The 25,022-nt window shown below is 41.9% G+C and carries 16 protein-coding genes and 2 tRNA genes; 13 read left to right on the plus strand and 5 right to left on the minus strand.

Features of this window, described 5'->3' with window-relative positions:
• Positions 1-7: 7 nt before the first annotated feature.
• Positions 8-721: a CoA transferase subunit A gene (locus tag Q0788_RS03710; protein WP_298807975.1), complete on the minus strand. Its 714-nt coding sequence runs from the start codon at positions 719-721 to the stop codon at positions 8-10.
• A gap of 255 nt (positions 722-976) precedes the next feature.
• Positions 977-2,317: a TIGR00366 family protein gene (locus tag Q0788_RS03715; protein WP_298807976.1), complete on the minus strand. Its 1,341-nt coding sequence runs from the start codon at positions 2,315-2,317 to the stop codon at positions 977-979.
• Between the two features lie 409 nt (positions 2,318-2,726).
• Here Q0788_RS03715 and Q0788_RS03720 point away from each other — a divergent pair, with 409 nt between their 5' ends.
• Positions 2,727-4,142: a GntP family permease gene (locus Q0788_RS03720; protein WP_298807978.1), complete on the plus strand. Its 1,416-nt coding sequence runs from the start codon at positions 2,727-2,729 to the stop codon at positions 4,140-4,142.
• A 360-nt stretch (positions 4,143-4,502) separates the two neighbouring features.
• Positions 4,503-6,596, plus strand: coding sequence for a methionine--tRNA ligase (gene metG / locus Q0788_RS03725; protein WP_298807981.1), 2,094 nt, complete (start codon positions 4,503-4,505; stop codon positions 6,594-6,596).
• A 97-nt stretch (positions 6,597-6,693) separates the two neighbouring features.
• Here the strand turns inward: metG and Q0788_RS03730 are convergent, their stop codons facing one another.
• Positions 6,694-7,083: a hypothetical protein gene (locus tag Q0788_RS03730; protein ID WP_201572656.1), complete on the minus strand. Its 390-nt coding sequence runs from the start codon at positions 7,081-7,083 to the stop codon at positions 6,694-6,696.
• A 599-nt stretch (positions 7,084-7,682) separates the two neighbouring features.
• On the opposite strand from Q0788_RS03730, the gene Q0788_RS03735 reads away from it, so the two are divergent.
• From Q0788_RS03735 to Q0788_RS03780, 10 genes are all read left to right on the plus strand, one after another.
• Positions 7,683-8,732, plus strand: a complete 1,050-nt coding sequence (locus tag Q0788_RS03735) for an ABC transporter substrate-binding protein (RefSeq protein WP_102094939.1) — start codon at positions 7,683-7,685, stop codon at positions 8,730-8,732.
• A gap of 77 nt (positions 8,733-8,809) precedes the next feature.
• Positions 8,810-9,850, plus strand: a complete 1,041-nt coding sequence (locus tag Q0788_RS03740) for an ABC transporter substrate-binding protein (RefSeq protein WP_114700879.1) — start codon at positions 8,810-8,812, stop codon at positions 9,848-9,850.
• 442 nt (positions 9,851-10,292) lie between these two features.
• On the plus strand, positions 10,293-11,192 hold the full coding sequence (locus Q0788_RS03745) for an ABC transporter permease (protein WP_101204314.1): 900 nt from the start codon (positions 10,293-10,295) through the stop codon (positions 11,190-11,192).
• Between the two features lie 64 nt (positions 11,193-11,256).
• A complete protein-coding gene (locus Q0788_RS03750) occupies positions 11,257-12,051 on the plus strand; it encodes an ABC transporter ATP-binding protein (protein ID WP_057759272.1) in 795 nt (264 codons plus the stop codon).
• A 203-nt stretch (positions 12,052-12,254) separates the two neighbouring features.
• Positions 12,255-14,576: an FdhF/YdeP family oxidoreductase gene (locus Q0788_RS03755; RefSeq protein WP_298807989.1), complete on the plus strand. Its 2,322-nt coding sequence runs from the start codon at positions 12,255-12,257 to the stop codon at positions 14,574-14,576.
• A 94-nt stretch (positions 14,577-14,670) separates the two neighbouring features.
• Positions 14,671-15,753 (plus strand): formate dehydrogenase accessory sulfurtransferase FdhD, encoded by a 1,083-nt coding sequence (fdhD, locus tag Q0788_RS03760; RefSeq protein ID WP_298807991.1) that lies wholly within the window; start codon positions 14,671-14,673, stop codon positions 15,751-15,753.
• A gap of 783 nt (positions 15,754-16,536) precedes the next feature.
• Positions 16,537-18,186, plus strand: coding sequence for a sodium:solute symporter family protein (locus tag Q0788_RS03765; protein WP_224737969.1), 1,650 nt, complete (start codon positions 16,537-16,539; stop codon positions 18,184-18,186).
• 84 nt (positions 18,187-18,270) lie between these two features.
• Positions 18,271-18,405 (plus strand): putative transporter small subunit, encoded by a 135-nt coding sequence (locus tag Q0788_RS03770; protein ID WP_211181310.1) that lies wholly within the window; start codon positions 18,271-18,273, stop codon positions 18,403-18,405.
• A gap of 181 nt (positions 18,406-18,586) precedes the next feature.
• Positions 18,587-18,660 (plus strand) — tRNA-Cys (locus tag Q0788_RS03775).
• A 124-nt stretch (positions 18,661-18,784) separates the two neighbouring features.
• A tRNA-Leu gene (locus tag Q0788_RS03780) sits at positions 18,785-18,871 on the plus strand.
• Between the two features lie 284 nt (positions 18,872-19,155).
• Here Q0788_RS03780 and Q0788_RS03785 read toward each other — a convergent pair.
• A complete protein-coding gene (locus Q0788_RS03785) occupies positions 19,156-20,784 on the minus strand; it encodes a long-chain-fatty-acid--CoA ligase (protein ID WP_298808358.1) in 1,629 nt (542 codons plus the stop codon).
• Between the two features lie 471 nt (positions 20,785-21,255).
• Between Q0788_RS03785 and Q0788_RS03790 the strand changes: the two genes are divergently transcribed.
• Positions 21,256-21,756, plus strand: coding sequence for a BLUF domain-containing protein (locus Q0788_RS03790; RefSeq protein WP_298807995.1), 501 nt, complete (start codon positions 21,256-21,258; stop codon positions 21,754-21,756).
• Between the two features lie 1,212 nt (positions 21,757-22,968).
• Here the strand turns inward: Q0788_RS03790 and Q0788_RS03795 are convergent.
• Positions 22,969-24,921, minus strand: a complete 1,953-nt coding sequence (locus Q0788_RS03795) for an acyltransferase family protein (RefSeq protein WP_298807997.1) — start codon at positions 24,919-24,921, stop codon at positions 22,969-22,971.
• Positions 24,922-25,022 lie beyond the last annotated feature (101 nt).

Here is a 25,022-nt window from a genome sequence, read left to right on the forward strand (position 1 = left end):
TTTTTATTTACGCGCCTTCTACAGCTTTAGTCGTGGTTTTTTCGATACGTTTTTCAGGGCTAGCATTCAATACAATACGTTGAACAAAAATACCCGGTAGATGCACTTCATCTGGATCAAACGTACCTGTCTCAACGATTTCTTCTACTTCAACAATTGTGGTTTTACCAGCCATCGCACAGTCTGGGTTAAAGTTACGAGCGGTTTTATTAAAGATTAGGTTGCCCGCTTTGTCAGCTTTTTGCGCTTTAATTAGAGCGACATCAGCGCGCAGTGAATGCTCTAGCACATAAGTACGACCATCAAAATCACGCGTCTCTTTGCCTTCAGCGACTAATGTACCTACGCCTGTTGCAGTATAAAACGCAGGGATACCAGCACCGCCTGAGCGCAATTTTTCAGCCAATGTTCCTTGTGGTGTCAACTCAACTTCTAACTCGCCTGCCAAGTACTGGCGCTCAAACTCTTTGTTTTCGCCCACATAAGATGAAATCATTTTTTTGATTTGACGTGTCTGTAGCAATAGCCCTAGACCGAAGTCATCGACACCAGCGTTATTACTGATACAAGTCAGCTCTTTGACTTTACTATCACGCAGCGCTTCGATTAATGCTTCTGGAATACCGCATAGTCCGAAGCCACCGATCGCGAGCGTTTGCCCGTCACTGACGACACCTTTTAGCGCTTCTTCGGCACTGTTATATACTTTTGATTGACTCATGCTTATCTCCTATGACTGTTATTTATATTTTTAATCCGTGCATAATTTAATGCTGAATTAAGTATCTCAATTATCCGTTTGATTGTTGCTTTTAATAAAACCTAACAGTGAAAATTCATCATGCTTATTTTTCTTTTAAGCGTTATAACGCCATATAGTCGATTCAATTTAAAAATAGTACAAGGCAACCGAGTGTAGATGTATATTAAATACTTCAAGCGAGGTTAACGCAGTAATATTTTTATAGTGGAATGACTATACCAATAGCCAGAACACGCCCATGATAATGGCACCAGAGACTGCCAGTACTATCAGACAGTAACCCATGATAGCTCGCGCATCCAAACCTGCGATACCCAATAATGGCAAAGCCCAAAACGGTTGAATCATATTTGTCCATGCGTCACCCCACGCGATTGCCATGGCAGTAATGGCTGGACTAACGCCTAGCTCAATACCAGCTGGAATCATAACAGGGCCCTGTACTGCAAACTGTCCACCGCCAGACGGCACAAAGACGTTGACCAAGCCAGCACTTAAAAATGCAAAGATCGGAAAGCTGTCTGCGGAAGCGGAATTGACAAAAAACTCGGTCACTTGCGTACTGATAGAGATACCATCCGCATTTGCTCCCGTCATAATGCCCATGATGCCACCGTAGAACGGGAACAATAGCACAATACCCGTGATGCCACCTATCCCTGAGTGTACGGCACGATAATAACGCTCTAGCGTGCCATGCGATAGCAAACCTATGAACAAGAATAGCCCAATGACGATGTTTAGCCCTAGGTTAAAACCGTTACTGCCAAACTCGCTGATATAGTACATCAGTGCTAAGGCCAATAAGATGACAGCAATAATACGGCTATCATCTAATTTTTGTGCAGGCGTGTCTCTTTGGGGCGCGACGTAGATCTCTTCTTTGATCAGCTTAGGATCAATAACCGTAGGGTTTTTAGGATGCATAAAGCGATTTAGCAGAGGCAAAATAACGATAAGCAAACCTACTAGCAGCATGTTGTAGCCTGCAAATACCGTCTGCGATAAAGGCACTGCTTCGGTCATGGTATTGCCTGATAGCGTCAGTAATGTGTCACCGCCAGAGCTGAGTGTCAGTGGTATAGAACCTGAAAAACCACCATGCCAAATCACAAAGCCTGAATATGCAGCCGCGACCAATAGCGGATAATCGACGTTAGCCACTTTTCTGGCCAGTGCCTTTGCAAAGATTGCCCCAATGATTAAACCAAAGCCCCAGTTTATCCATGAACCAACCAATCCCACCAAGGTTGATACGATAATGGCGGTCGTAGGAGAGTGAACACGACTAGCCAGATTGTCCAATAAACGCTGAATAAATGGAGCGCTAGCAAAGGCATAGCCTGTCACTAGGACCAACGCCATTTGCATGGCAAAGCTATGCAATGACCACAGTCCATTGCCCCAATGCCCTGCCATATCAATTATATTCTGGCCAGTAGTAGCCAGTCCTACAGCAAACGCGATAAGGGTCAAAACGATCGAAAATACGAATGGGGATGGTAGATAGCGATTGACTAACTGCACGCTCATATTAGTGATGGCACTAAACATATTCACATTCCTTGTAAATTTGATGTTTGGTTTTGAGAATTATTATTAGCGCTTTGTTAAACGCTTATCAGATTTAAGTGAGGTTACTGCCACTACATCTGATAAAGGGCAAGCATTATATTTTACATTAGCATCCATAACAATACATTCTATCTCGCTATATCATGCGTGAAACACTTATGCTAACTTAACATATTATTTTCATAGCGACTAGAAAATAACCATCAGCGCATGTGAGTCAAGGCTGTGTAGGAGTTAAATTGTCGAGATATTAATGATTAGCAGTCTATGAGTCTAGATTTATGTTTGATAAAACAGACGACATAGGCTTATTTTGATTAATTTTATTGACCTATATCGACAGGCACGGCATACTCGCTGCCTTATTTTTTTGCCAAGGAGGGCCGTCATGTTTAGTACACTTGCTATTGTCATTACCCTATTATTACTCATGTTCTTTGCTTATCGCGGTTATTCTGTGCTGATCCTAGCACCGATTATGGCGACATTAGCAGTCTTACTGTCAGGTGACTTCTTAAGCACCATTCCCGCTTATACCGATGTCTTTATGGGCGCGTTAAGTGGATTCTTACTCAAATTCTTCCCGATATTCTTGCTAGGCGCACTATTTGGCCGCCTAATGGCAGACTCTGGCGCAGCAACCGCCATTGCCAATACGGTCGTCGAAAAGCTCGGTGCGAGCAAAGCCATCCTTGCGGTGATTTTGGTCTGTGCTATTTTGACCTATGGTGGCGTATCATTGTTCGTTGTGGCTTTTGCTATCTATCCAATCGCCAAAGACTTGTTTAGAGCGGCAGATATCCCAAAACGTTTGATTCCAGCAGCGATTGCCCTAGGGTCATTTACGTTTACGATGACCGCATTGCCAGGCACGCCAGCTATCCAGAATGCCATTCCAATTCCTTACTACAACACCAACGTATTTGCCGCGCCTATTTTGGGTATCATCGGTGGTACGATCATGTTTGTTTGTGGTTGGATGTGGCTTCAGTCACGCGCCAGAAAAGCCAATGCAGCAGGCGAAGGTTATGGTCAGCATGACGAAGAAGATGTAGGCGGCGTTGGCGCAACTGCAAAAGAAGCTGAGGTATTAAACACTCACCATACTTCTTTTACCATTGCGATGATTCCACTTGTATTGGTCATTGGCTTGAACGCTCTATTGACCTATATGGTTTTCCCATCGATAGACTTTAGTAGTCTACAAACTCAATTCCCAGACTTAAATATCGCAGGCTCGCTTGGGTTATGGTCAATTATTATCTCGTTGGTCGTGGCTTGTGTGGTGTTAATTTTGCTCCGTATCGGACATTGGAATAACCTACAAAAAACCATTAACCGTGGTACTTATGATTCTATGTTGCCAATTTTTAATACCGCATCAGAAGTGGGTTACGGAGCAGTTATCGCCTCACTAGCAGGCTTCCTGATCATTCGTGATAGCATCCTAAACCTAAACCCTGATAACCCTCTGATCTCAGAAGCAGTCGCGATGACTACGCTTGCTGGTATCACAGGTTCATCGTCTGGTGGTTTGAGTATTGCGCTGTCGACATTAGGTGAAGATTATCTAAGAATGGCGGTCAATGCCGGCATCGACCCTGAGCTAATGCACCGTGTAGCTGTCATGGCGGCAGGTGGTCTCGATACACTTCCGCACAGTGGCGCTGTCATTACCTTGCTAGCGATTTGTGGTCTGACCCATAAGCAGTCTTATTTGAACTTGGCAATGGTTACAATGGTCATCCCATTGGTCGCTGTAGTCGCTGTGATTATCTTAGGTACGATGTTTGGTTCATTCTAAGCTAGCTTAGTCGCTTAGCCATTTATTATGACTAACTACTAGTATCTAAGCGAATAATGGATAAATAAAAAACCCACTTGGCATACTGCTTGGTGGGTTTTTTCATGGCTGATTGATAACTATTCTATAACTATCAAATACGATGCAAGGCTGTTGTTTATGGTTACTAAATGCCTGCCAAATGAGAAGTAATTACCAAGGAATATCACAAATTTATTTGATTTACGGTATCATAGGCACACTTTTTGAATTTTTATTATTTTTAGAAGTTTTTAGCATTAACGATGTCACATCGATGAGCGATGAACCGCTTAAGATGTTCGATAACTAACCCGTTTATATAAAAATATAGGTGATTTTGTGCGTGAGATTCTAGTAACCAGTGCGCTGCCCTACGCCAATGGCTATATCCATTTGGGGCATCTTGTAGAGTATATTCAGACTGACATTTGGGTACGTGCGATGAAAGCGCAAGGCCATCAGGTCACCTATGTCTGCGCGGATGATGCACACGGTACGGCAATCATGCTCAAAGCAGAAGCCAATGGCGTAACACCAGAAGAGCAAATTGCCTCAGTTAAAGCCTCACATGAAGCGGATTTTTCAAAGTTCCTTATCAACTTTGATAACTACCACAGCACCCATTCAGAAGAAAACAAACAGTTCTCTGAGCTGATTTATCGTCGTCTAAATGATGCTGGTCATATCAGTACAAAAGATGTCGAGCAACTGTTTGATCCTGAAAAGCAATTATTCTTAGCCGATCGCTTTGTCAAAGGTACTTGCCCAGAGTGTGATTCACCAGACCAGTACGGCGATAACTGCGAAGTATGTGGCACCACTTACGATGCAACAGATCTAAAAAACCCGCATTCAACATTGTCTAATGCAACGCCTGTACTCAAAACCTCTAAGCATTATTTCTTTGATTTGCCAGAGTTTGAGCAATTCTTAAAAGACTGGACGCGCAGTGACAACCGTTTGCAAACGTCAGTCGCTAATAAACTGCAAGAATGGTTTGAGGCAGGACTTGCCAGCTGGGATATCTCACGCGATGCGCCCTACTTTGGCTTCCAAATTCCAGATACCCCAAGTGATGAGCCAGACAAATATTTTTATGTGTGGCTAGATGCGCCAGTTGGCTACATGGCAAGCTTTAAAAACCTATGTGATAAGCGTGCAGGGACAGACCAAGCACTTGATTTTGACCGCTACTGGGCACAAGAAAACGAGCATAAAACCGAGGTTTATCACTTCATTGGTAAAGACATCGTTTACTTTCATGCCTTGTTTTGGCCAGCCATGCTAGCTGGTAGTGAGTTACGCACGCCGACTGGTGTTTTTGCCCATGGTTTCTTGATGGTCAATGGCGAAAAAATGAGTAAGTCACGCGGTACTTTTATCAAGGCCGAGACTTATGCTGAGCACTTACATCCTGAATATTTGCGTTATTACTTTGCCAGTAAACTGTCTGATAAAGTTGAAGACATTAATTTAGATTTAGAAGACTTTATGCAAAAGGTCAACTCTGACTTGGTTGGTAAAGTCGTCAATATTGCCAGTCGTAGTGCAGGGTTCTTGGTTAAGAAGTACGACGGCATGCTGTCAGAAGTTTGCGTCGAGTCAGAGCTATTAGAAGACATCACCAAAACGGGCGATGAGATTGCTGCTGCTTATGAGAATCGTGAATTCTCGCGTGCTATGCGTTTAATCATGCAATGTGCGGACAAAGCCAACGAATATATCGATGCCAAAAAACCATGGTCACTAGCGAAGTTGGAGGGTACTGAGCAAGAAGTTCAAGACGTCTGCTCGGTCGCTATCAATATTTTCCGTCAATTGATGGTTTATCTCGCGCCAGTATTACCTGAGCTGACTAATAATGCCAAAGAGTTTTTGAACCTTGATGATTTAAGTTTTGCCAGTCGTAATGAGTGGTTACTAGGTCATAAAATCAATAAGTTCAAACCACTGATGCAGCGTATCGAAGAAAAAGATATTGAAGCAATGGTAGAAGATTCTAAAGCATCCTTAACTCAAGCAGACGCTCCTGCTGCAACTGAAAGTAGTAAGCCTGCCGCAAAAGACAAAACACCTGCAACAAATGCAGGTGCTGAGCAAACTGACTATATTGGTATCGAAGACTTTGCCAAAGTCGAGATGAAAGTCGCACACGTTTTAGAGTGTAACCATGTAGAAGGTGCTGATAAGTTACTACAGTTCACGCTAGATGTTGGTGAAGACAAACCACGCAATGTGTTTAGCGGTATTCGTAAGTTCTATGAACCTGAGCAATTGATTAATAAGAAAGTCATTTGCGTGACCAATCTTGCACCGCGTAAGATGAAATTTGGTGTATCAGAAGGCATGGTACTATCAACTGGTGAGCCAAAGACGGGCTTGACGGTTGTTACTTTACCGGATGCTTGTGTCGTTGGCGACGTACTGGCATAACGGTTATTTTTAGGATTAAAAAATAAAAAAAGATGCCCTAAGCGGCATCTTTTTTTTATGGTTGATTTAGCAAATGGCTAAAAACCAAGCCTGATACTTATCTACTCAAAATATCGATAATCTGTAAAGTATCATTAATCACCGTCACAATGTTATTTTCTGGCGTACGAATACGAACGTAACGGTCATCATAACGATCTAAAACGACAGAGCGGTCATAATCTCTTCTATCAATCTTGCCGACTACTCTATAACCGTATCTATCAAGATCACGCTTAAATGAGGCGTTAGGACTAGCATTGCGATAAGCGTTAATACTTGGGTGGGCGTTGCCGCTATGCTTATAGTTTTTACTAACATGGGCAGAGTTACCTTTGCTATTACCGTGCCCGTTTCCATGACCATCTTTTGCCATAGCAGGCAATCCAATCAAAGAAGTAGCAGTGATACCCGCGATGGTTAATAATTTAAGATTTGCAGTGTTCATAATATTATCCTTAAAATAGTCATTCGAAAAAGTTAGATAAATAATAGCGTCTATTTCATATCCACTATTCAGCACAATGTCATCGAAATGACTGGATTATCCTTAGACTTATTATGTTTCTCGTATGAAAATTAGCTTACGTTAATTATGAAGTGAGTACGTAATAGATGCGTTGCTAGGATGTAAGTCTTTTGCATATGGTTTGAGCAAACAAAAGTACCCTAGCGGCATCCGTTATATTCAGATCTACATAAGAGCTTCAATGCCTCACGCGTCTTAATAAGATAAAAAGAAGTGATGATTTTTTTATTATCCATCACCATGACCGCTACACATTAATTTCTTATTGCGATAACTTACATTACTGTCATAATATGAACATAATAATCGATGGAACGATTACTTTATTTAATTGTTAGCCTGCTATCTCAGCATCAACATAGCATTGACTTGGCTAATCTGCATTCTTCAATATCATGGTAAAAAAACCAAAGTACACCAGACAGATGAGCAAAATCACTACTATATAAGTTAGTAGGCTCAGTCTGGCCGTATCTACTTGGTTTTTCGATTGATATAACCTATGAGTTAACCTAATAATGACTATCGCTTCTACTCTACGCTTAAGCCTATATGGCGTTGCTCTTAGTGCCATTAGCACACTTGGACTAATCGGCTGCTCAAACTCCTCTACCGAGACCGCAGCGACTGCTGAAAATAGCACGGCTACAGACAAACCTGCCAAATCTATTGCCATTACTCAAATCGTTGAGCATCCATCATTAGATGATATGCGCCGCGGTATTATTGATGAATTGGCTGATAACGGTTATGTCGAAGGTCAGAACCTAACTGTTAACTTTCAAAGTGCGCAAGGGAATACAGCGACTGCAGGACAGATTGCCAAGCAATTTGCAGGAGACAATCCTGACGCAATCGTAGCAATCTCAACGCCTTCTGCGCAGTCAGTGGTAGCCGCGACCACCACTATCCCTATTATCTACACTGCTGTGTCAGATCCATTGGGTGCCAAACTCATCACAGCCGATGGCAAGCCTTTTCAAAGCAATTTGACTGGACTCTCAAGCCAGCTACCTCTAGAGCCGCAGTTGGATTTATTGCAGCAGATAAAACCTGACTTAAAAACCATCGGTTATGTCTATAGCCCAGGTGAAGCAAACTCAGTGTCATTGCGTGAGAACCTAAAACAAGCTCTGCCAGCACGAGGTCTGTCCCTATTAGACATTCCTGCCAATCGTCCAACGGATATCGGTATGGCGACGCGCAGCTTGCAAGGACGCGCAGATATCATCTATACCTCATTTGACAACAATGTTGCCTCTGCCTTTGAGGCCATGACCCAAGCAGCAAATGAGCTAAAGTTACCGATTATCGCGTCTGATGAATTCAGTGTAAAACGCGGCGCGACTGCTGCGCTTGGTGTTAATGACTATGACTTTGGTCGTACTACTGGCAAGATGGTATATCGCGTGTTAAATGGCGAAGCGGTCAATACTATCAAACCTGAAGTCATGAATGATCTGACACTATATGTCAGTCCTAAGCATGCCAAAACACAAGGTGTCAGCTTGCCAGCAGAGTTACTAAAAAACGCCATCAATGTTGATATTGATGCCGAAACCAAATAAAAAGTAGTAAGCTATCTATTAGCTCGTCAATTATTTATATAGTGTATGGACACACTATTATTTTAGGAGTAAGACCCATGTTGTCTCAAAATCGTTTTGGTCGTTTTAATTTCGGTAAGGCTTTATTATTAGGCGGTGTATGTACGGCTATCTTGACTGGTTGTAACCAATCAGCACAAGATGATGGCTCCACGGATGCTGCCGCTACTGGTGATGCAGCGACAGCTATGAAGACCGTTGCTATTACCGCTATCGTCGAACATCCAGCGCTTGATGATGTACGTAAAGGCGTCATCGACGAGCTAAACGAAGCAGGCTTCAAGGATGGTGAAAACTTAACCGTTAACTTCCAAAGCGCGCAAGGAAACACTGCTACTGCTGGTCAGATTGCCAAGCAATTTGTCGCTGATGCGCCAGATGTTATCGTCGCTATTGCAACACCATCTGCTCAATCTGTTGCCGCTTCTACTAGCAGCATTCCATTGGTATTCTCAGCAGTTACTGACCCAGTAGCAGCCAAACTGGTACCTAAGCTAGATGGCTCTGGCACCAACGTCACAGGCGCATCAGATGCCCTACCGTATGAGCCACAAATTGATTTGATGCGTCAAATCATTCCATCATTGAAGAACGTCGGCTATGTCTATAGCCCAGGTGAAGTCAACTCAACGATTATCTTAAAAAATCTAAAAGAGAAGCTAACACCACTCGGTATCAATGTATTAGAAGCGCCTGCACAGCGTAGTAATGACATTGCGATGGCAGCGCGTAGTCTCGAAGGTAAGGTCGATATGATCTACACTTCAACTGACAACAACGTAGTATCAGCGTACGAGTCACTTTATCAAATCGCTAAACAAAGTAAGATTCCTCTTATTGCCTCAGACACTAGCTCAGTTGAGCGCGGTGCTGTTGCTGCCTTAGGCGTGAACTACTATGAGCTTGGCCGCGAAACTGGTAAAATTGTCGTACGTATCTTAAACGGTGAAAAAGCAGGCGCTATCCCTGTTTACACTCCACAAGCGCTTGATCTATACGTCAGTCCAAAACACGCTAAAGAAGAAGGCATCACGTTGCCACAAGCGGTTATCGATAAAGCTAAAGAAGTGGTAGAATAACGCACCTTTGTATTTGGCTCAAAATAGCAGGTATAAATAGGAAAGCGACACTACTTAATACTGTGTTGTATACCTTAAATATACGGCTAATGATTAAATAAGAAACCCAGCTATGAGTCATTAGGCTGGGCTTCTTGTCTAAACAGAGTCTTTTTTTGCAAGCGTGCTTAATAGTGCTGTATTTGTCTGAGAATTTATCTGATACTTGTTAAGTAGATGATATGTTGATTGATTACATTGCAGTGCCTTGAACCATTGCTTCAAACCAAGGTAGCTTATGATCGTTGTTAATCGTGATATGTTTTGGTTTACCCTAACCGCAGATTGCTTAATCTGTTAAATTCACCGCTTAGCTGTTTAGCAGGTAGATGATTTTGGCAATTGCCATTTACTTATCTTGGTACCATACGCTAGACACTTGGTTATGACTTACTGATCTCTTATGTCTTTAATTGCTTTTTTTGGTGCGCTTGAAAGTGGTCTGATTTATGGCCTAGTAGCACTCGGTGTGCTTATCTCATTTCGTACGCTCGACTTTCCAGATTTGACCGCTGACGGTAGTTTCCCGTTAGGTGGTGCAGTCGCTGGTATTTCTATCATCGCTGGTATCAACCCATGGTTGGCCTGTGCTTTTGGGATGTTAGCAGGTTCAGTCGCTGGTATCGTCACTGCATGGTTGCATGTCAAACTTGGCATCTTGCAACTGCTTGCCAGTATCTTGGTCATGGTTGCCTTATATTCTGTCAACCTACGCATCATGGGCGCGCCAAACCTACCCTTGCTTGGCGAAACCACAGTGTTTAGCACCTTGGTGACCGATGGTAATGGTTATTGGATGCGCTGCCTGATTATCGGTGTCGTTGTCGCAGCTGCTATGTTATTTTTGAACTGGTTCTATAGCACTGAGACAGGTCTGTCGATGCGCGCTACTGGCTCAAACCTAAGAATGGCACAGGCGCAAGGTATCAATACCTCGTGGATGACCATCATCGGTATGGCGATTTCTAACGGTTTGATTGCCTTAGCGGGAGCGCTGTTTGTTCAGACTCAGGGTGGCGCAGATATCTCGATTGGTATCGGTACGATTGTTATCGGTCTAGCAGCAGTCATCATCGGTGAGACGATCATTCCTGCCAAGCGTATTTGGCTGATTACCTTTGCCGTTGTTGTCGGCGCGGTATTGTATAAGCTGTTTATTCAGGTCGCATTATCAAGCGATACGCTACGTAGTATCGGCTTTGGTCCACAGGATTTGAACTTGATTACCGCATTGCTCGTGGTACTAGCCTTGGTATTGCCAAAAGCGAAAACCAAGTTTTTATCACGCAAGGTTCGCGCCTAATGACAGTCAAAGCAGGTATTTTTAACACTTGCGACGCTTGAAGAGATAATAAGGAATAACGATTATGATGCAAGCCACCGATTTACGGTTGACCTTTAACCCAGGCACGCCTATCGAAAACCCTGCCCTACGTGGTATCAGCTTAAACATTGCTGACGGTGAATTTGTCACTGTCATCGGTACCAATGGCGCAGGTAAATCTACTTTTTTGAACGCAGTAAGCGGTACGACACGCGTCGATAGTGGCTCAATCTTGCTAAATGGCATTGATGTGACCAAAAAGTCTGCTCATCAACGCGCGCATTGGGTTGCTCGCGTCTTTCAGGATCCGATGGCGGGCACTTGTGAAGCGCTCACGATTGAAGAAAATATGGCTTTGGCCTACAAACGTGGTGGTAATCGCGGTCTGAAATTTGCACTGAACCAGAACAACCGTGATTTGTTCCGAGAAAAACTATCCGTTTTAAAGTTAGGTCTAGAAAATCGTCTAACCGATCGTATGGGTCTACTCTCTGGTGGTCAACGTCAAGCGGTAAGTCTGCTAATGGCATCATTGCAGCCCTCTAAGATTTTGCTACTTGATGAGCATACTGCAGCTCTCGATCCAAAGACTGCGGCATTTGTCTTAGAATTGACTGATAAGATTGTCACGGACAATAAGTTAACCACGATGATGGTCACCCACTCAATGCAACAAGCATTGGCACATGGTACACGCACCGTTATGCTGCATCAGGGTCAAGTCGTGCTAGATGTGGCTGGTGACATTCGCAAAGGCATGACTGTACATGACCTACTTGATATGTTCGAGCAAACACGTGGCGAAAAAGTTGAAGATGACAGCCTGATTTTGAGCTAATACTGCTAATAACTTACGACTTATAAATTTGTACCTGTCGGATACAACCATTTCCGACAACCTCAAAAACCTTCAAGATAATTGATTTTTCTTGGAGGTTTTTTGTTATCTATAGTTAATGATCATATAAACTTTTTACTGACCATTATATAGTTGTCGTCTATCAAAGCTTCGCTGTTGTCACTTACTATATGAGGTCTGTCATGCGCAAAATTCCTATTTACTCCCACCCTGCTGCTGGTTGGCCTGCGCTGATCTCCTCTACCCAAAAGCTAATGGACTATAAGACATTTTTGCGTGGCGGTATAAGTGTATTTAAAAGCAATCAGCCCCAAGGCGGATTTGACTGCCCAGGCTGTGCTTGGCCTGATCATAAGTCACACAAAGCCATCGATGTCTGTGAAAACGGCATTAAAGTCATTGCCAGTGAGACCATGACCCATAAAGCAGATGCCGAGTTTTTCGCAAGACATACCGTCACTGAGCTACAGGGATGGACTGGTTACGAGCTTGAGCACAGTGGTCGTTTATCAGAGCCGATGTATTACGATGCGGCGCAAGATCGCTATGTTCCTATTCCTTGGGAAGCCGCTTACAGCTTAATCGCTGAGCAGTTAGGACAGCTTGATTCACCGGATGAGGCATTATTTTATACATCAGGCCGTGTGACTAATGAGCCTGCCTTCTTATTTCAGTTATTTGTACGCTGCTTTGGTACCAATAATTTGCCTGATTGCTCAAACATGTGTCACGAACCAACCTCAGTAATGCTAAGCAGACAGCTAGGTATTGGTAAAGCGACGGTGATGCTAGAAGATTTCGAGCAGGCCAAGCTGATATTGATGTTTGGCCAAAACCCAGCGACTAACCATCCACGTATGCTAGAGATGCTCGCCCATGCGCATGAGCAAGGCTGTCGAATCATCTCAATCAACCCGATGCGTGAGCAAGGCCTGAGTAAGTTTAGAAATCCACAAAAACCAACACATATGGCAGCTGGTCAAAGCGCTGACATGGTCGATGACGTTATTCAAATTCAAATCGGCGGTGATGCAGCGTTATTGACGGGCATTGCCAAGTGGTTAATTGAAAACGATAAAATCAATCATGATTTTATTACCACTCATACTTCAGGCTTTGAACCTCTCAAACAGTGGCTAACAGAGCAATCATGGACAGATATAACACTTGGCTGCGGTATTTCTCAGACAGATATTATCAATCTCGCTGAGCTCGTGGCTGATAGTCCAGCAACGATTTGCACTTGGGGCATGGGCATTACTCAGCACGTGCAGGGTGATGACAATGTCGCGATGATTACCAACTTGCTCCTGCTGATGGGTATGATTGGTATCGACGGCGCTGGTGCATCCCCAGTACGTGGACATTCCAATGTACAGGGCGATCGCACTATGGGTATCCATGAACGCCCTAGCAAAAGCTTACTAGACAGTTTAGAGCGTGTGTTTGAGCACCCTATGCCGCAAGAGCATGGCTACGATGTCGTTACAGGTGCCAAGGCTCTTATCGCAGGTAAATTGAAAGTCTTTATGGGCATGGGTGGTAACTACGCAGTGGCCGCCCCTGATACCAGCGCCATTGAACAAGCCTTAACCACTACTCAGCTTAATATATTTGTCGGTACTAAGCTCAATGAGACCATGCTATACCCCGGTGCAAATAATTTAATCCTACCTTGCTTAGGCCGTACCGAGCGTATTGTCACAACAAAGGGTGAGCAATTTGCCACTATCGAAGACTCTATGTGTCAGATCGTACCTACTCAGGGCAAACTAAAACCTGTTAGTGATACTCTAAAATCTGAAGCGCAAATCGTAGCGGATATCGCGACCCATGTACTCGGCGCCGACTCGTCTATTCCTTGGCTAGCGATGAGTGAGGATTTCGATATTATTCGAGACTATATCGCTCAAGCTATTAACGGATTTGAAGACTTTAATCAGCGTATTCGCACCTCTGAGCGTGGCTTTCATTTGTATCATGCGGCGCGTCATCGTGTATGGAATACCGAAAGCGGCAAAGCTCAGTTTGAAGTACCACAATATCCGATTACTTTTGTCGCTGCACAAATGGCAGCCGCAAACGATATCGACGATGTTGAAAATACAGCGCAAAAGATTTGGCAATTGACCAGTGTCCGCAGCCATGACCAATTTAACACTATGATTTTTGGGTTTAAAGACCGCTATCGTCAAACGGATCGTCGTGACGTGCTGTTCATGCATCCCGATGAAATAAGTCGTTTAGGTTGGCAAAAAGGTGACCGTGTTATGGTCACTCGCCAGCGTGCCAAAGATAGCCTAGAGCAACCACGCATATTGGGCCCATTGGTATTGAGCGAGATGGATATTGCCTCTAACGCTGTTGCCGCTTACTACCCTGAGTGCAATGACCTTTTTGATTTAGAGACACATGCGCCAGATTCTCATATCCCAGCGTACAAATCGACGACCGTCGTTTTGGAACGCGTAGAGGTAAATACATCGATAGCTACGCCTGCGTAAATCATACTGCGGAGAGCTAATGAGAATGAAAACTTCATTGGCTCTACCTCTATATGACCATAAGCACGCTCATAATTTTAGGCCATGATAAATCGTGATAACCATTGAAAACAATGCTGAACAAAGTGAGGCTTTCATTGACCCCGCTATGATAGATAACTCAACTAGCACTAAGATAGTTACACCTGAGCTGTCTAACGATGAGAGGTTGTCAGAGACACCACTTGCTCGTGGTCATTTCGCACAAAAGCATCATTACCCGTCAGTTAGTAGTGATCCTAATCATGACTCTCACCTTCAAATTGAACCTCAGAGCACCAGCTTAGCCGTAGAAGCTGCGGTCTCTATCATCATTAATGGAATTCATTATGCTGTGCTGATGGCCAGTCCTCATCAGTTAGAGTACTTGGCTGTTGGTTTTTTATTTAGCGAAGGCTTAATTCAATACAGTCACGAGTTATTCGACTGGGAAGTGACTCATCTTGCAGATCTAGCTAGCTATCAGCAGTTTGCTCAAGATTCGAATGACGAAGATTTTGATTCAGTATCAATTGAACAAAGCTTAGAACAATTTCAAGATTACGATATCTATGTCGTTGAGCTAGTATTAAGCCAACGCTGCCATCAACGTATCCAAGCACAAAAACGGCAGCTCGCAGGGCGCACAGGCTGCGGTATGTGCGGTATTACTGGATTAACACAAGCTTTGCCTGATTTAAGTGCTTACTCTCAAAGCAGTCTACAGTCCGACCATAATCAACCGACAAGCAACGATAGTGTTAAGACGACTGTTCCAAGTCTTGACTACCTACTGGCACTGCGTCAACAAGTGGATGCCGCGCAACATACGCATCAACTGACAGGTGCAGTACACGCCGCAGCAACGATCTATAATCAGCAGCTACATTTATTTGAGGATGTAGGCCGCCATAATGCACTTGATAAGCTCATCGGTTGGCAATTACGCCAAAAAGCAGACGTTAGCTGTGTGCTTATGACTTCGCGTCTCTCTATTGAACTGGTTCAAAAGTCCATTCGAAGTCAAATCTCGTGGCTAGTTGGCATGTCAGCACCTACCAGTACAGCTGTACGCGTGGCTGAGCGTTATGGCCTTGGATTGGCTGGATTTTTACGTGATAACCGAGTCACTTACTACACCAAACAAGATAATATATAAAAATTCACTTCTACTTGTTCATTGAGAGCAACCGTCTATCGCCCATCATCTATTTCTTTCTAATGAAAACTTCAGCTAATCATTCATAGTTATAATTTAGCTCATAGCGATATATCACTCGATACTTTTCATAATAAATCCCTATCTTTCAATGCTTTATTAAATATCTTATTAAATCTCTTTAAATAAACACTTATATGTCATCTTCGGTCATTGTCTGGTAAATCTCGGATAATGTTTGAGGTTAGTGACATAATAGGTTACTCTTATCGCGCAAATATGTTACAGGCACTTAACGAATATGTAGTTTTATTTATTAATGCTGCTTAGTAACACATCAATCGCAATAGATGAGTAGAGACTTCTCAGCTATTGTTTATTACAGCTGATAAGGCTGTCTAAATCGAGTTCGGGTCATGCCATCGTGGCTTAGTGCTTATTCGTAATTCCGCTATAGACACTCATCACATGAGTTTTCTTTAGCATGTAGCTACCTTTGTGTATGCCTATTAATAGCGTGATGGTTTACCCATTAACTGACGCCTATTGAAAGTAGTCCCTGTCTTTTGATTTGACACTATTTGTCTCATTAAGATTTGGGCGTAACACTTAGCATCTGCTTACCACTACAGTTGGTATTTTCGCTATTTATATTAGCCACATACGTTCGGTATGAGGGCTGTGTAGGCTATGCTGTATTCCTAATGGTTTGGTATCTTTCATTTTTACTGAACTTTATTCATCAACTAACAATTGCGAGGTCTGAGTTTGAAAACTGAGTCATTGTTCCAATTTTCATCATTGACGATTATTTTATTATTATTAGCATTTTATGGCGGCACCTATTTACTGTCCTTATTAATCAAAAAAGATAAAGAGACAACTTCTGGGTTTATGGTCGCAGGTCACGGTGTTGGCTTTGGTATGGGTGCAGCCAGCATGACCGCCACTTGGATTTGGGCGGCCTCATTTTACGCCGCGGCCACCTCTGGTTATAAATACGGCGTATCAGGGCCGATACATTATGGCTTTTGGGGTGCATTGATGATTTTGTTCATCTACCCTTTCGGTATGCGCTTTCGTGAATTGGCACCAGACGGTCATACACTAGGTGAACTGATTCATGCCCGCCACGGTTCATCAAGCCAATTAATCTTAGCCATATCTAATATTATGGGCAGTTTAATTAGCTTGATGGTCAACTTTACCGCTGCTGGAGCACTGGTGTCAGTCCTGTCGCCATTATCGTTCCAAACAGGGGTAATGATCGCAGGTATCGGTGTACTAAGTTACACATTGACATCAGGGTTTCGAGCATCCGTCTTTACGGATTTCGCCCAGTTGGTCGCTCTAATGGCCATTGGTATTGTCATTATTCCCGCCGTGTTATTCGCTATGGGTGGTCCTGAGGTTATGGTTAGCGGCCTGTCAAACCTGACATTAGAACAGCAGAACTTCTTCTCCTCTGAGGCATTCTTTCAACAAGGTGCGCCCTACTTCGTCGCTGTATTAGCATATGCTATCGGTAATCAAACCATCACTCAGCGATTATTCGCGATTGATAAAACCAAGATTAAAGCGACGTTTATCACTGCTACAGTCGGCTATGCTGGTATCGTTATTGGTCTTGGTATGATTGGACTAATGGCTGTGACGATTGGCGTCGAGCCACTCGATGGCAATATGAACAACCTCATTCCTCAAATGGTCAGTACTTATCTACATCCCGTCTTTATCGCCTTATTCTTCATTTTAGTGATTGGGTCATTGTCTTCGACTGCTGACTCAGATTTATCAGCGCTATCAACCATTATGATGGCCGATGTCTACGGTAAAAACATCGCCAAAAAAGGTCATGTTAAACCTAAAACGATGATGCTAATTGGTCGAGGCACGATGATTGTTGCGACAGCAGCTGGACTAATTTTTGCAAGCTTTAAGCTCGATATTCTCGTCATGCTAGTATTTGTTGGTGCCTTATGGGGCGCTATCGTCTTCCCTGTAATTGCCAGTGTGTTTTGGAATCGCGTCACCAATACTGCCTTTACCTCAGCAGTTATCGTCGGACTACTCTTATTTTGCGTTGCCCGTTTCGAATTACTCCCAATCACTGGTGTCACTGCCCTATTCTTTGAAATACTGGCCAGTGTCGGTGCAGCGGTTGTTATTGGGCTAATGGTCTTTGGGTTCTTAGGTCGTAAGATTGGCATGGTCGCCGCAGCTATCACGCTTGTGCTGATGCTTATCTTCGCTACTGGCTTCTTACGTCAATATATGGTCCTGCTAGCCTCTCTAACGGCTTACGGCGCTAGTACCGTTGTCTGTGTGATTATCAGCTTGATGGGAGACGAACACTTCGACTTCGACTTAATTAAGCAGCGCGTGGGCAATTACGACAAAAAATCGGAAATCCCATCGTCACTTAAATCTTAAACCCAAGTCGCTTTATCCGAGTAGTGATTAGTAAGCAGTATTTGGCTAATCGCTACTTATTTAGTAATACTATAAGGAGATATCATGGACAACGTTTTTATCTACGGCTTATATATCTTAATTTGGCCTGCCATTACTCTTGGCGTACTCGTGTTAATTTGCACGGCCACTTATCGCGATGTGAAAAGTGCTAAACGTGACAATAGAGATATTGTTTAGCGTATTATATTTTAAATTATCATCATTAAACACTGGGTTACTGATGGCTTGGAAAAGCCTATTAATAGCATAAATGTCCTGAAATTGGGGCTAAATATAGACAAGATAGTAAATAAGCTGTTTTTAACGAAAAAAGGACTTGTAATTTACTATATTTTTGCTAATATAGGCGACCTTGATTGGCTGGATGGCAGAGTGGTCATGCAGCGGACTGCAACTCCGTTAACGCCGGTTCGATTCCGACTCCAGCCTCCAATTATTTATTAACTTTACGTTAATTTTGGCTTGCATTATTATCACAACCGATTATAATAGCGACCACTTATCTAGTAACTAGATGGTCTATCAGCTAGTTTACATTTTAGATAAAAAAAGTTTTGCCCGGGTGGTGAAATTGGTAGACACAAGGGATTTAAAATCCCTCGCTAGCAATAGCGTGCCGGTTCAAGTCCGGCTCCGGGTACCATTACATAGTCCTATACTATCTTATAGAACAGCTAAAGCCCCTGATATCAGGGGCTTTGTTGTATCTGGTGTTCTATACTGCCCTGCTCTATCTATCCCAATTTGTGCATTTGATGTACATTAACCTCCCAGTGCACATTTAAAATACTGATTATGAAAAGTGATATAGATGACGAGCATCTCAAACGCTCTATTCACCTATACCACTATTCTTAGAGAAATTTAACTAGATTACACACTTGGTTTGGCAAGTAGCATTATCAATTTTTGCTCTTAATAGCCAAATCAGCTATCCAACAATACGCTGCCATAGTCATCACGCAGGTCTTTTTTGACCATTTTCCCAGCACCATTTAGGACGATATTATCTACAAATATGACTTTGTCCGGTATTTGCCAGCTGGCGATTTTACCTTCGTAAAAGCTCAGTACTTGAGACTCGTCGATTTCTGAATCTGGTTCTTTCACCACAATCAATACTGGACGCTCGCTCCATTTTTTATGCTTTGCAGCAATAGCGGCTGCCATTCTTATCTGCGGATGGGCGACTGCGATGTTTTCTAGCTCTACTGACGATATCCACTCCCCACCAGATTTAATCAAATCTTTTGAGCGATCCCGAATATTCATATAGCCATCGGCATCAATGGTTGCAATATCGCCTGTGTCGAACCAACCGTCTTCAGTTATCGCATCAGGGTTCTCGGTGTAATAATCGTTGATGATCCAATGCCCTTTGATCTGTAAACGACCTTGAGACATACCATCTTCTTCGACTCGCTGTAGCGGCTCGTCAGTATCTATGAGACGTAGCTGAACGCCGTAGGGTGGACGACCTTGAGAGTTACGCAACTCATTAATCTCATCTTTACTCAGCGATTTATGTTTGGCTTTTATTTGATTCATCGTGCCAAGTGGACTGGTTTCCGTCATACCCCATCCATGTATGGCATCGCAATTGAAATCTTCTCTGAACGTTTTAATTACCGATGGTGGACATGCCGCCCCTCCGACAATGGTACGCGTCATACTATCAAGCTTACTGCCTCTGGCTTTGGCAGCGGTCAATAGACTTTGCCAAATCGTTGGAACCCCTAGAGCAACCGTGACATGACAATCATCAATGAGAGATACCAGACTATCTCCATCGAGATTGGGACCAGGAAGTATGAGAGAGCAACCAGTCAAGGCAGCCGCGTAAGGTGTGCCCCACGCGTTAACATGGAACATCGGTACCACGGGTAGCAAAACGTCTTGTGCAGAGAGCGCGGAGACATCAGGCATGCATAACGCCATAGCATGCAGCACAGAAGAGCGATGTGTATATAAAATCCCTTTAGGGTTACCGGTAGTTCCGGATGTATAGCATAAAGAGCTAGCTGTTGCTTCATCGAATTGAGGCCAGTCAAAATCAGTAGAATTTTCTGCTAATAGCTCATCAAAGAACAGTACATTAGGCAGTTTTTCTACGATACTATCATCTCGATCACTTAGACAAATGAAGTATTCAACACCTTTGATATGCTCTTTGATTGCCATAATTAGCGGTAGGAAAGTAGTATCAAAAAATAGCACACGATCATCAGCGTCATTGATAATGTAGCTAAGCTGCTCGGGAAACAAACGTGGATTGATAGTATGGCAAACCATGCCACTACCTGAAATCGCATACCAAGCTTCTAAATGACGACGATTATTCCAAGCCAAAGTTGCTATGCGTTCTGATGATTTAAGTCCCAGTGTAGCCAATGCATTGGCCAATCGTTTTGAGTTATCTGAGACAGTGCGCCAATTGGTATGAGTCATCTGTCCATCGACTTCTTTGGACAAAACCGCCGTATCACCATGATAACGGGCAGCGTGTTCGATTAGACCACTGATCAGCAATGGCTGATACATCATTTTTCCTAACATCATACATTCCCTGTAGTTATTTGAAAGTCCGCTTATTCTTGCTACTGCATCGCCTGATGCGAAGAATAGGCCTCAACTAAGAATAATCAGAATTATTCTTTAAGACAAGTTAATATTATGTTCTCCATAGGCAACGAAAAATTGTGATTCAATTTCAAAGGCTTGATGATTACTCTATATAAATAGTTTTTACTTTCTCATTAAAAGTTCATTGGTATCATTGTTTCTTTAATTAACCATAAAACTTATATATTTCTCCGACATTTTCTCTGTATCTGCTCACAGCAATTAGTCATTGCCGCGCAATACATCATGTTTACATGCTTGCTACATTTGCTAGCAAGCCCTAAATTACTATATCTACTATAATTGCTTCATAATTCTTAGCTGTAGTTATCAATGTTGATTCTAATAGTGACAGCAAACGATTAAATGACATTTAATTAAGTGGAGTAAGCTATGGAGTCAAATTTGACTGCGCTTGAAGAGATAAAAAATTTGGATGTAAATCATGGTGAACATATCATCCTACGTTTAACTTATATTAGCCGCTATAACACCAAAAATGCAAATATCGAAGTAGCACGTATTCTAGAGCAAGCGCGACGAAACAATGAACGTAGTGGCGTTACTGGGGTGTTAGTGATGAATGAAAACTACTTCCTCCAAGTTATCGAAGGTGCACGACCTGTAATTAACAATCTATTGAGAAAATTGGTTAACGATGAAAGACATTTTGATTTAGAAGTTATCGATTGTCGTACAGTTGAAGAACGATATTGGAATAAGTGGTCAATGAAATATTTAACCACCAGCGATCAGAATACAGAATATTTCAAGTACTCAGCTAGCAAAGAATTCAAACCTTACTTAATGAGTGCCTCTCAAATTACAATGCTCATTGAAAAATTATCAGCTCTTCAAGAGCAACAAGAAAAACGTGCAGCTGATATGAAATACCTTAGTTCTTAACTAAACGGTTCTATTAGACTCAAATTAGCTCTTTTATCGACAGCTCATTATTCTGCTATAAGCTTCATTGCCTTGTAGCTGCTAGTACCTATTTAACCCATGTCTAATGGCTTCAGGTACAGCCCATATTCCATAGGGCATCAATAAATGTGCTTTGGCTGTATGGCTTACGGGTTGAGGTATTGAAGAAAATATACTGACCAGAAAATTTAGTTTTTCGATTTGCTCTAGTATCGCCATTGCTTGCGATGCTAGTGGGACAATGTGCAAATGCTTAGCTTTCATCTTATCGACTGGTATGCACCCGTAATTGCAGCCCATTACTGTCATCACTATGCTTGTCAGGTCGCTTTGTATCAATCGAGGTGTACTAAGTAATAGCTTATTAATGACGGTATGAGTTAAGGGCATTGGGCTATCCTTTGTTAGTATTGAGAGCGTATATAAACTTTAATACCAAAAATAATACCAACATCCTATATGGTTCGCCATACTCCTACGAGATAGTAAAAACCCAAAAAACGCCCAAAACAAAGGGCTAACAGTCTATGACTGTTAGCCCTTTATCAATGTTTGGTGGAGATGGCGGAAACTAAACCATTAATATTAGTTACTGTTTTTATTATATATTTATTTTTTAAATAAAATTTATACCGCAAAATATACCGCAATTTATAAAAGTCACTTAGGTTTTTGCGCCTGTTTGACTACCTAAATGCTCATAAAGCTGGTTACAAAATAATAAGTTCCAGCTTATCCTTTCGACATTTCTCAATATACTAGGGCGGTGTCATTGTTCACAGCTTCACCAGTAGTGACCGCTGCCATATATATTTTTTTACGCAAGCGAAATTAAAAGTTTAGCTGTTGCTTCCTGCTTTTCACTAACTCATCAATAGCCGCGATTCTGTCTATATGACCACCCTCTTTCTTTATACATTTTATGAATAGCCGTTTATAAGTACCGCAGTGCCTACCTTTTGGGTGTGGCTTGATCCATAGTGCCAGCCTAAACGCTGTCTTATAGCGTGAAAGTGTTCGTCTAATCGCTTTGACCTTACTGTTAGTTTGATGGTCAAGGTCGTCAATAGGGAAATCAAGAAATATGTCAATCTCCTACTACCAAAAATGAAACAAGTAAATGACGAGTAATAAATAAGGACGCTATTTTTCAATAGAGTCCTTTTTCGAGTTCCCAGATTGCATATAAGGTTAATACTTAGAAAGTATATTGTATTCTAAGAAATTTTTAAGCTTAAGGTTTCCTGATACAGACAGGTGATCATCATCAAAGTAATATGAAGTCTGCTCGTTACCAACTGGGCAGTTGTTTTTATTACACATAGTAGCGGTAGGATCTATGACTGTAATATTCTCAAAGAGGTTTGCTTCTTTTTTTATGATATCGTTTGTCATTTTCTGAAACTGGTTATGCTTATCTGTAGAAACAGAATTTCCATTTAAAGCCTTAATGTTAGTTACCTTGTTCTTTGAGGAATTGAAGAGTATTTCATCAGGCTGCTTTTCCTGTAGAGGAATTTGAAGCATTATATAAATCTGAGATTTGCTTTTTGAGTACTCTTTAAAAGTATCTCGAATACCTGACTTAAACGCTTTAATAGAATTTTCCTGACTTATATTTTTATTGGCTTCAGTATAAGCAAATTGCATATCATCACCTTTATAGTCACCTTCTGTATAATAAGTCCATCTTGCAGACAAAAGCACATAATCATAAACTCCAGTCATAATAGTTTTTTTTATCTTGTTGTTTAGTTCATCACATGACTTTTCTTCTTGATCATTTCGTTTTACATAAGTATTTATTAGTGGAAGACATCCACTATAGCCGGTGTATGTAAGTTGTAGTTTATTATCCCTAGCTAGCTGCTCAACTGCAGGCAATAAAGAGTAAGAGTGGCTATCTCCAAATGCTAAAATATTTTTTGTGCCATTAGTTATGGTACAAAACTCATTTTCTGAATTATGCTGGTATGGTTTGTCAAAACACTCATAATCCCCTCTTACCATACTATCAATAAATGCTATTTGTTGAGATGACATCTGATAAAATCTGATTGTATCGTTTTTTATAAAGATAGCACTACCCAGCGCCCCTACAATTAAAGCGATATAAACTGGCTTACATTTTAAATAACTTAAAAGAGTAGGAAAACTTCTTGGGAAATTAATTTTCTCAACATACTTATAGCTTAAGAATCCTAGCAATATTGAAAGTACCATACCTATATAAATATAGTAATCAGGCAATGAGAATTTATAGATAACAACCACAAAAGGCCAATGCCACAGATAGATCGAATAAGACCACGCTCCTAGTTTTTGGAAGACTATATTGCTGGTAATCAGGCTATCATTACGTTGGGCTTGAATAACAAGAAATGAGCCGACAACAGGGAATATGGCTAAATAACCTGGCCACAGATTTTCTGCTGAAATTAAGAAGTAAGAGGTAATAATTAATATCAAGCCTATCCACTCTACGAGCTTCTTTCTATTTTCTTGTAGTGTAAAAGGGTAAAGGTAGGCAATTCCACCCAGCATCATCTCCCATGCTCTAGTAGGAAACAAATAATAGGCTGCATCAGGTGATTTATAGGTTGCAATAGCAGAAAATATAAAGCCAAGTACAGTGCCAACTATGAGTAGTAATTTCAGAGTCTTTATAGATAGAAATCTACGTAGAGCTAGAAGTACCAACGGGTAGATGATATAAAACTGCCACTCTACTGATAATGACCAAGTATGTAGCAACCATTTCTCATGAGAAGCTGCATCAAAGTAACCAGCTTCTTGCCAATAAACAAAGTTAGATAAGAAACTTACGCTACTAGCAGCATGTTTGCCCAATGCCTTATACTCAAGCGGTGTAAGATAAAACCATCCAAAGACCAATAACACCAAGCAAAGCAACGCTAAAGCAGGAATAATTCTATTAGCTCGAGCAACATAAAAATTAAAAACTGAGAAGTTATCTTGATCCATTCCTCTGAATATAATCCCAGTCATTAAAAAACCTGAGATCACAAAAAAGACATCAACCCCAGCAAAGCCACCCGGCATCCAAGAAGCATTAAAGTGAAATAGAACAACAGCGATGACGGCAAGTGCTCTAAGTCCGTTAATATCTTTTCTGAATTTCATATTTATCCCACAACAATGCATGACAAAATTTCAGAATTATATCTTTTATGTGAGTATAAGTAAATTGATTGAATTTTATTGAAAGTTGAGATACTTAAACC

The sequence above is a fragment of the uncultured Psychrobacter sp. genome (assembly GCF_947500265.1).
GTDB lineage: Bacteria > Pseudomonadota > Gammaproteobacteria > Pseudomonadales > Moraxellaceae > Psychrobacter.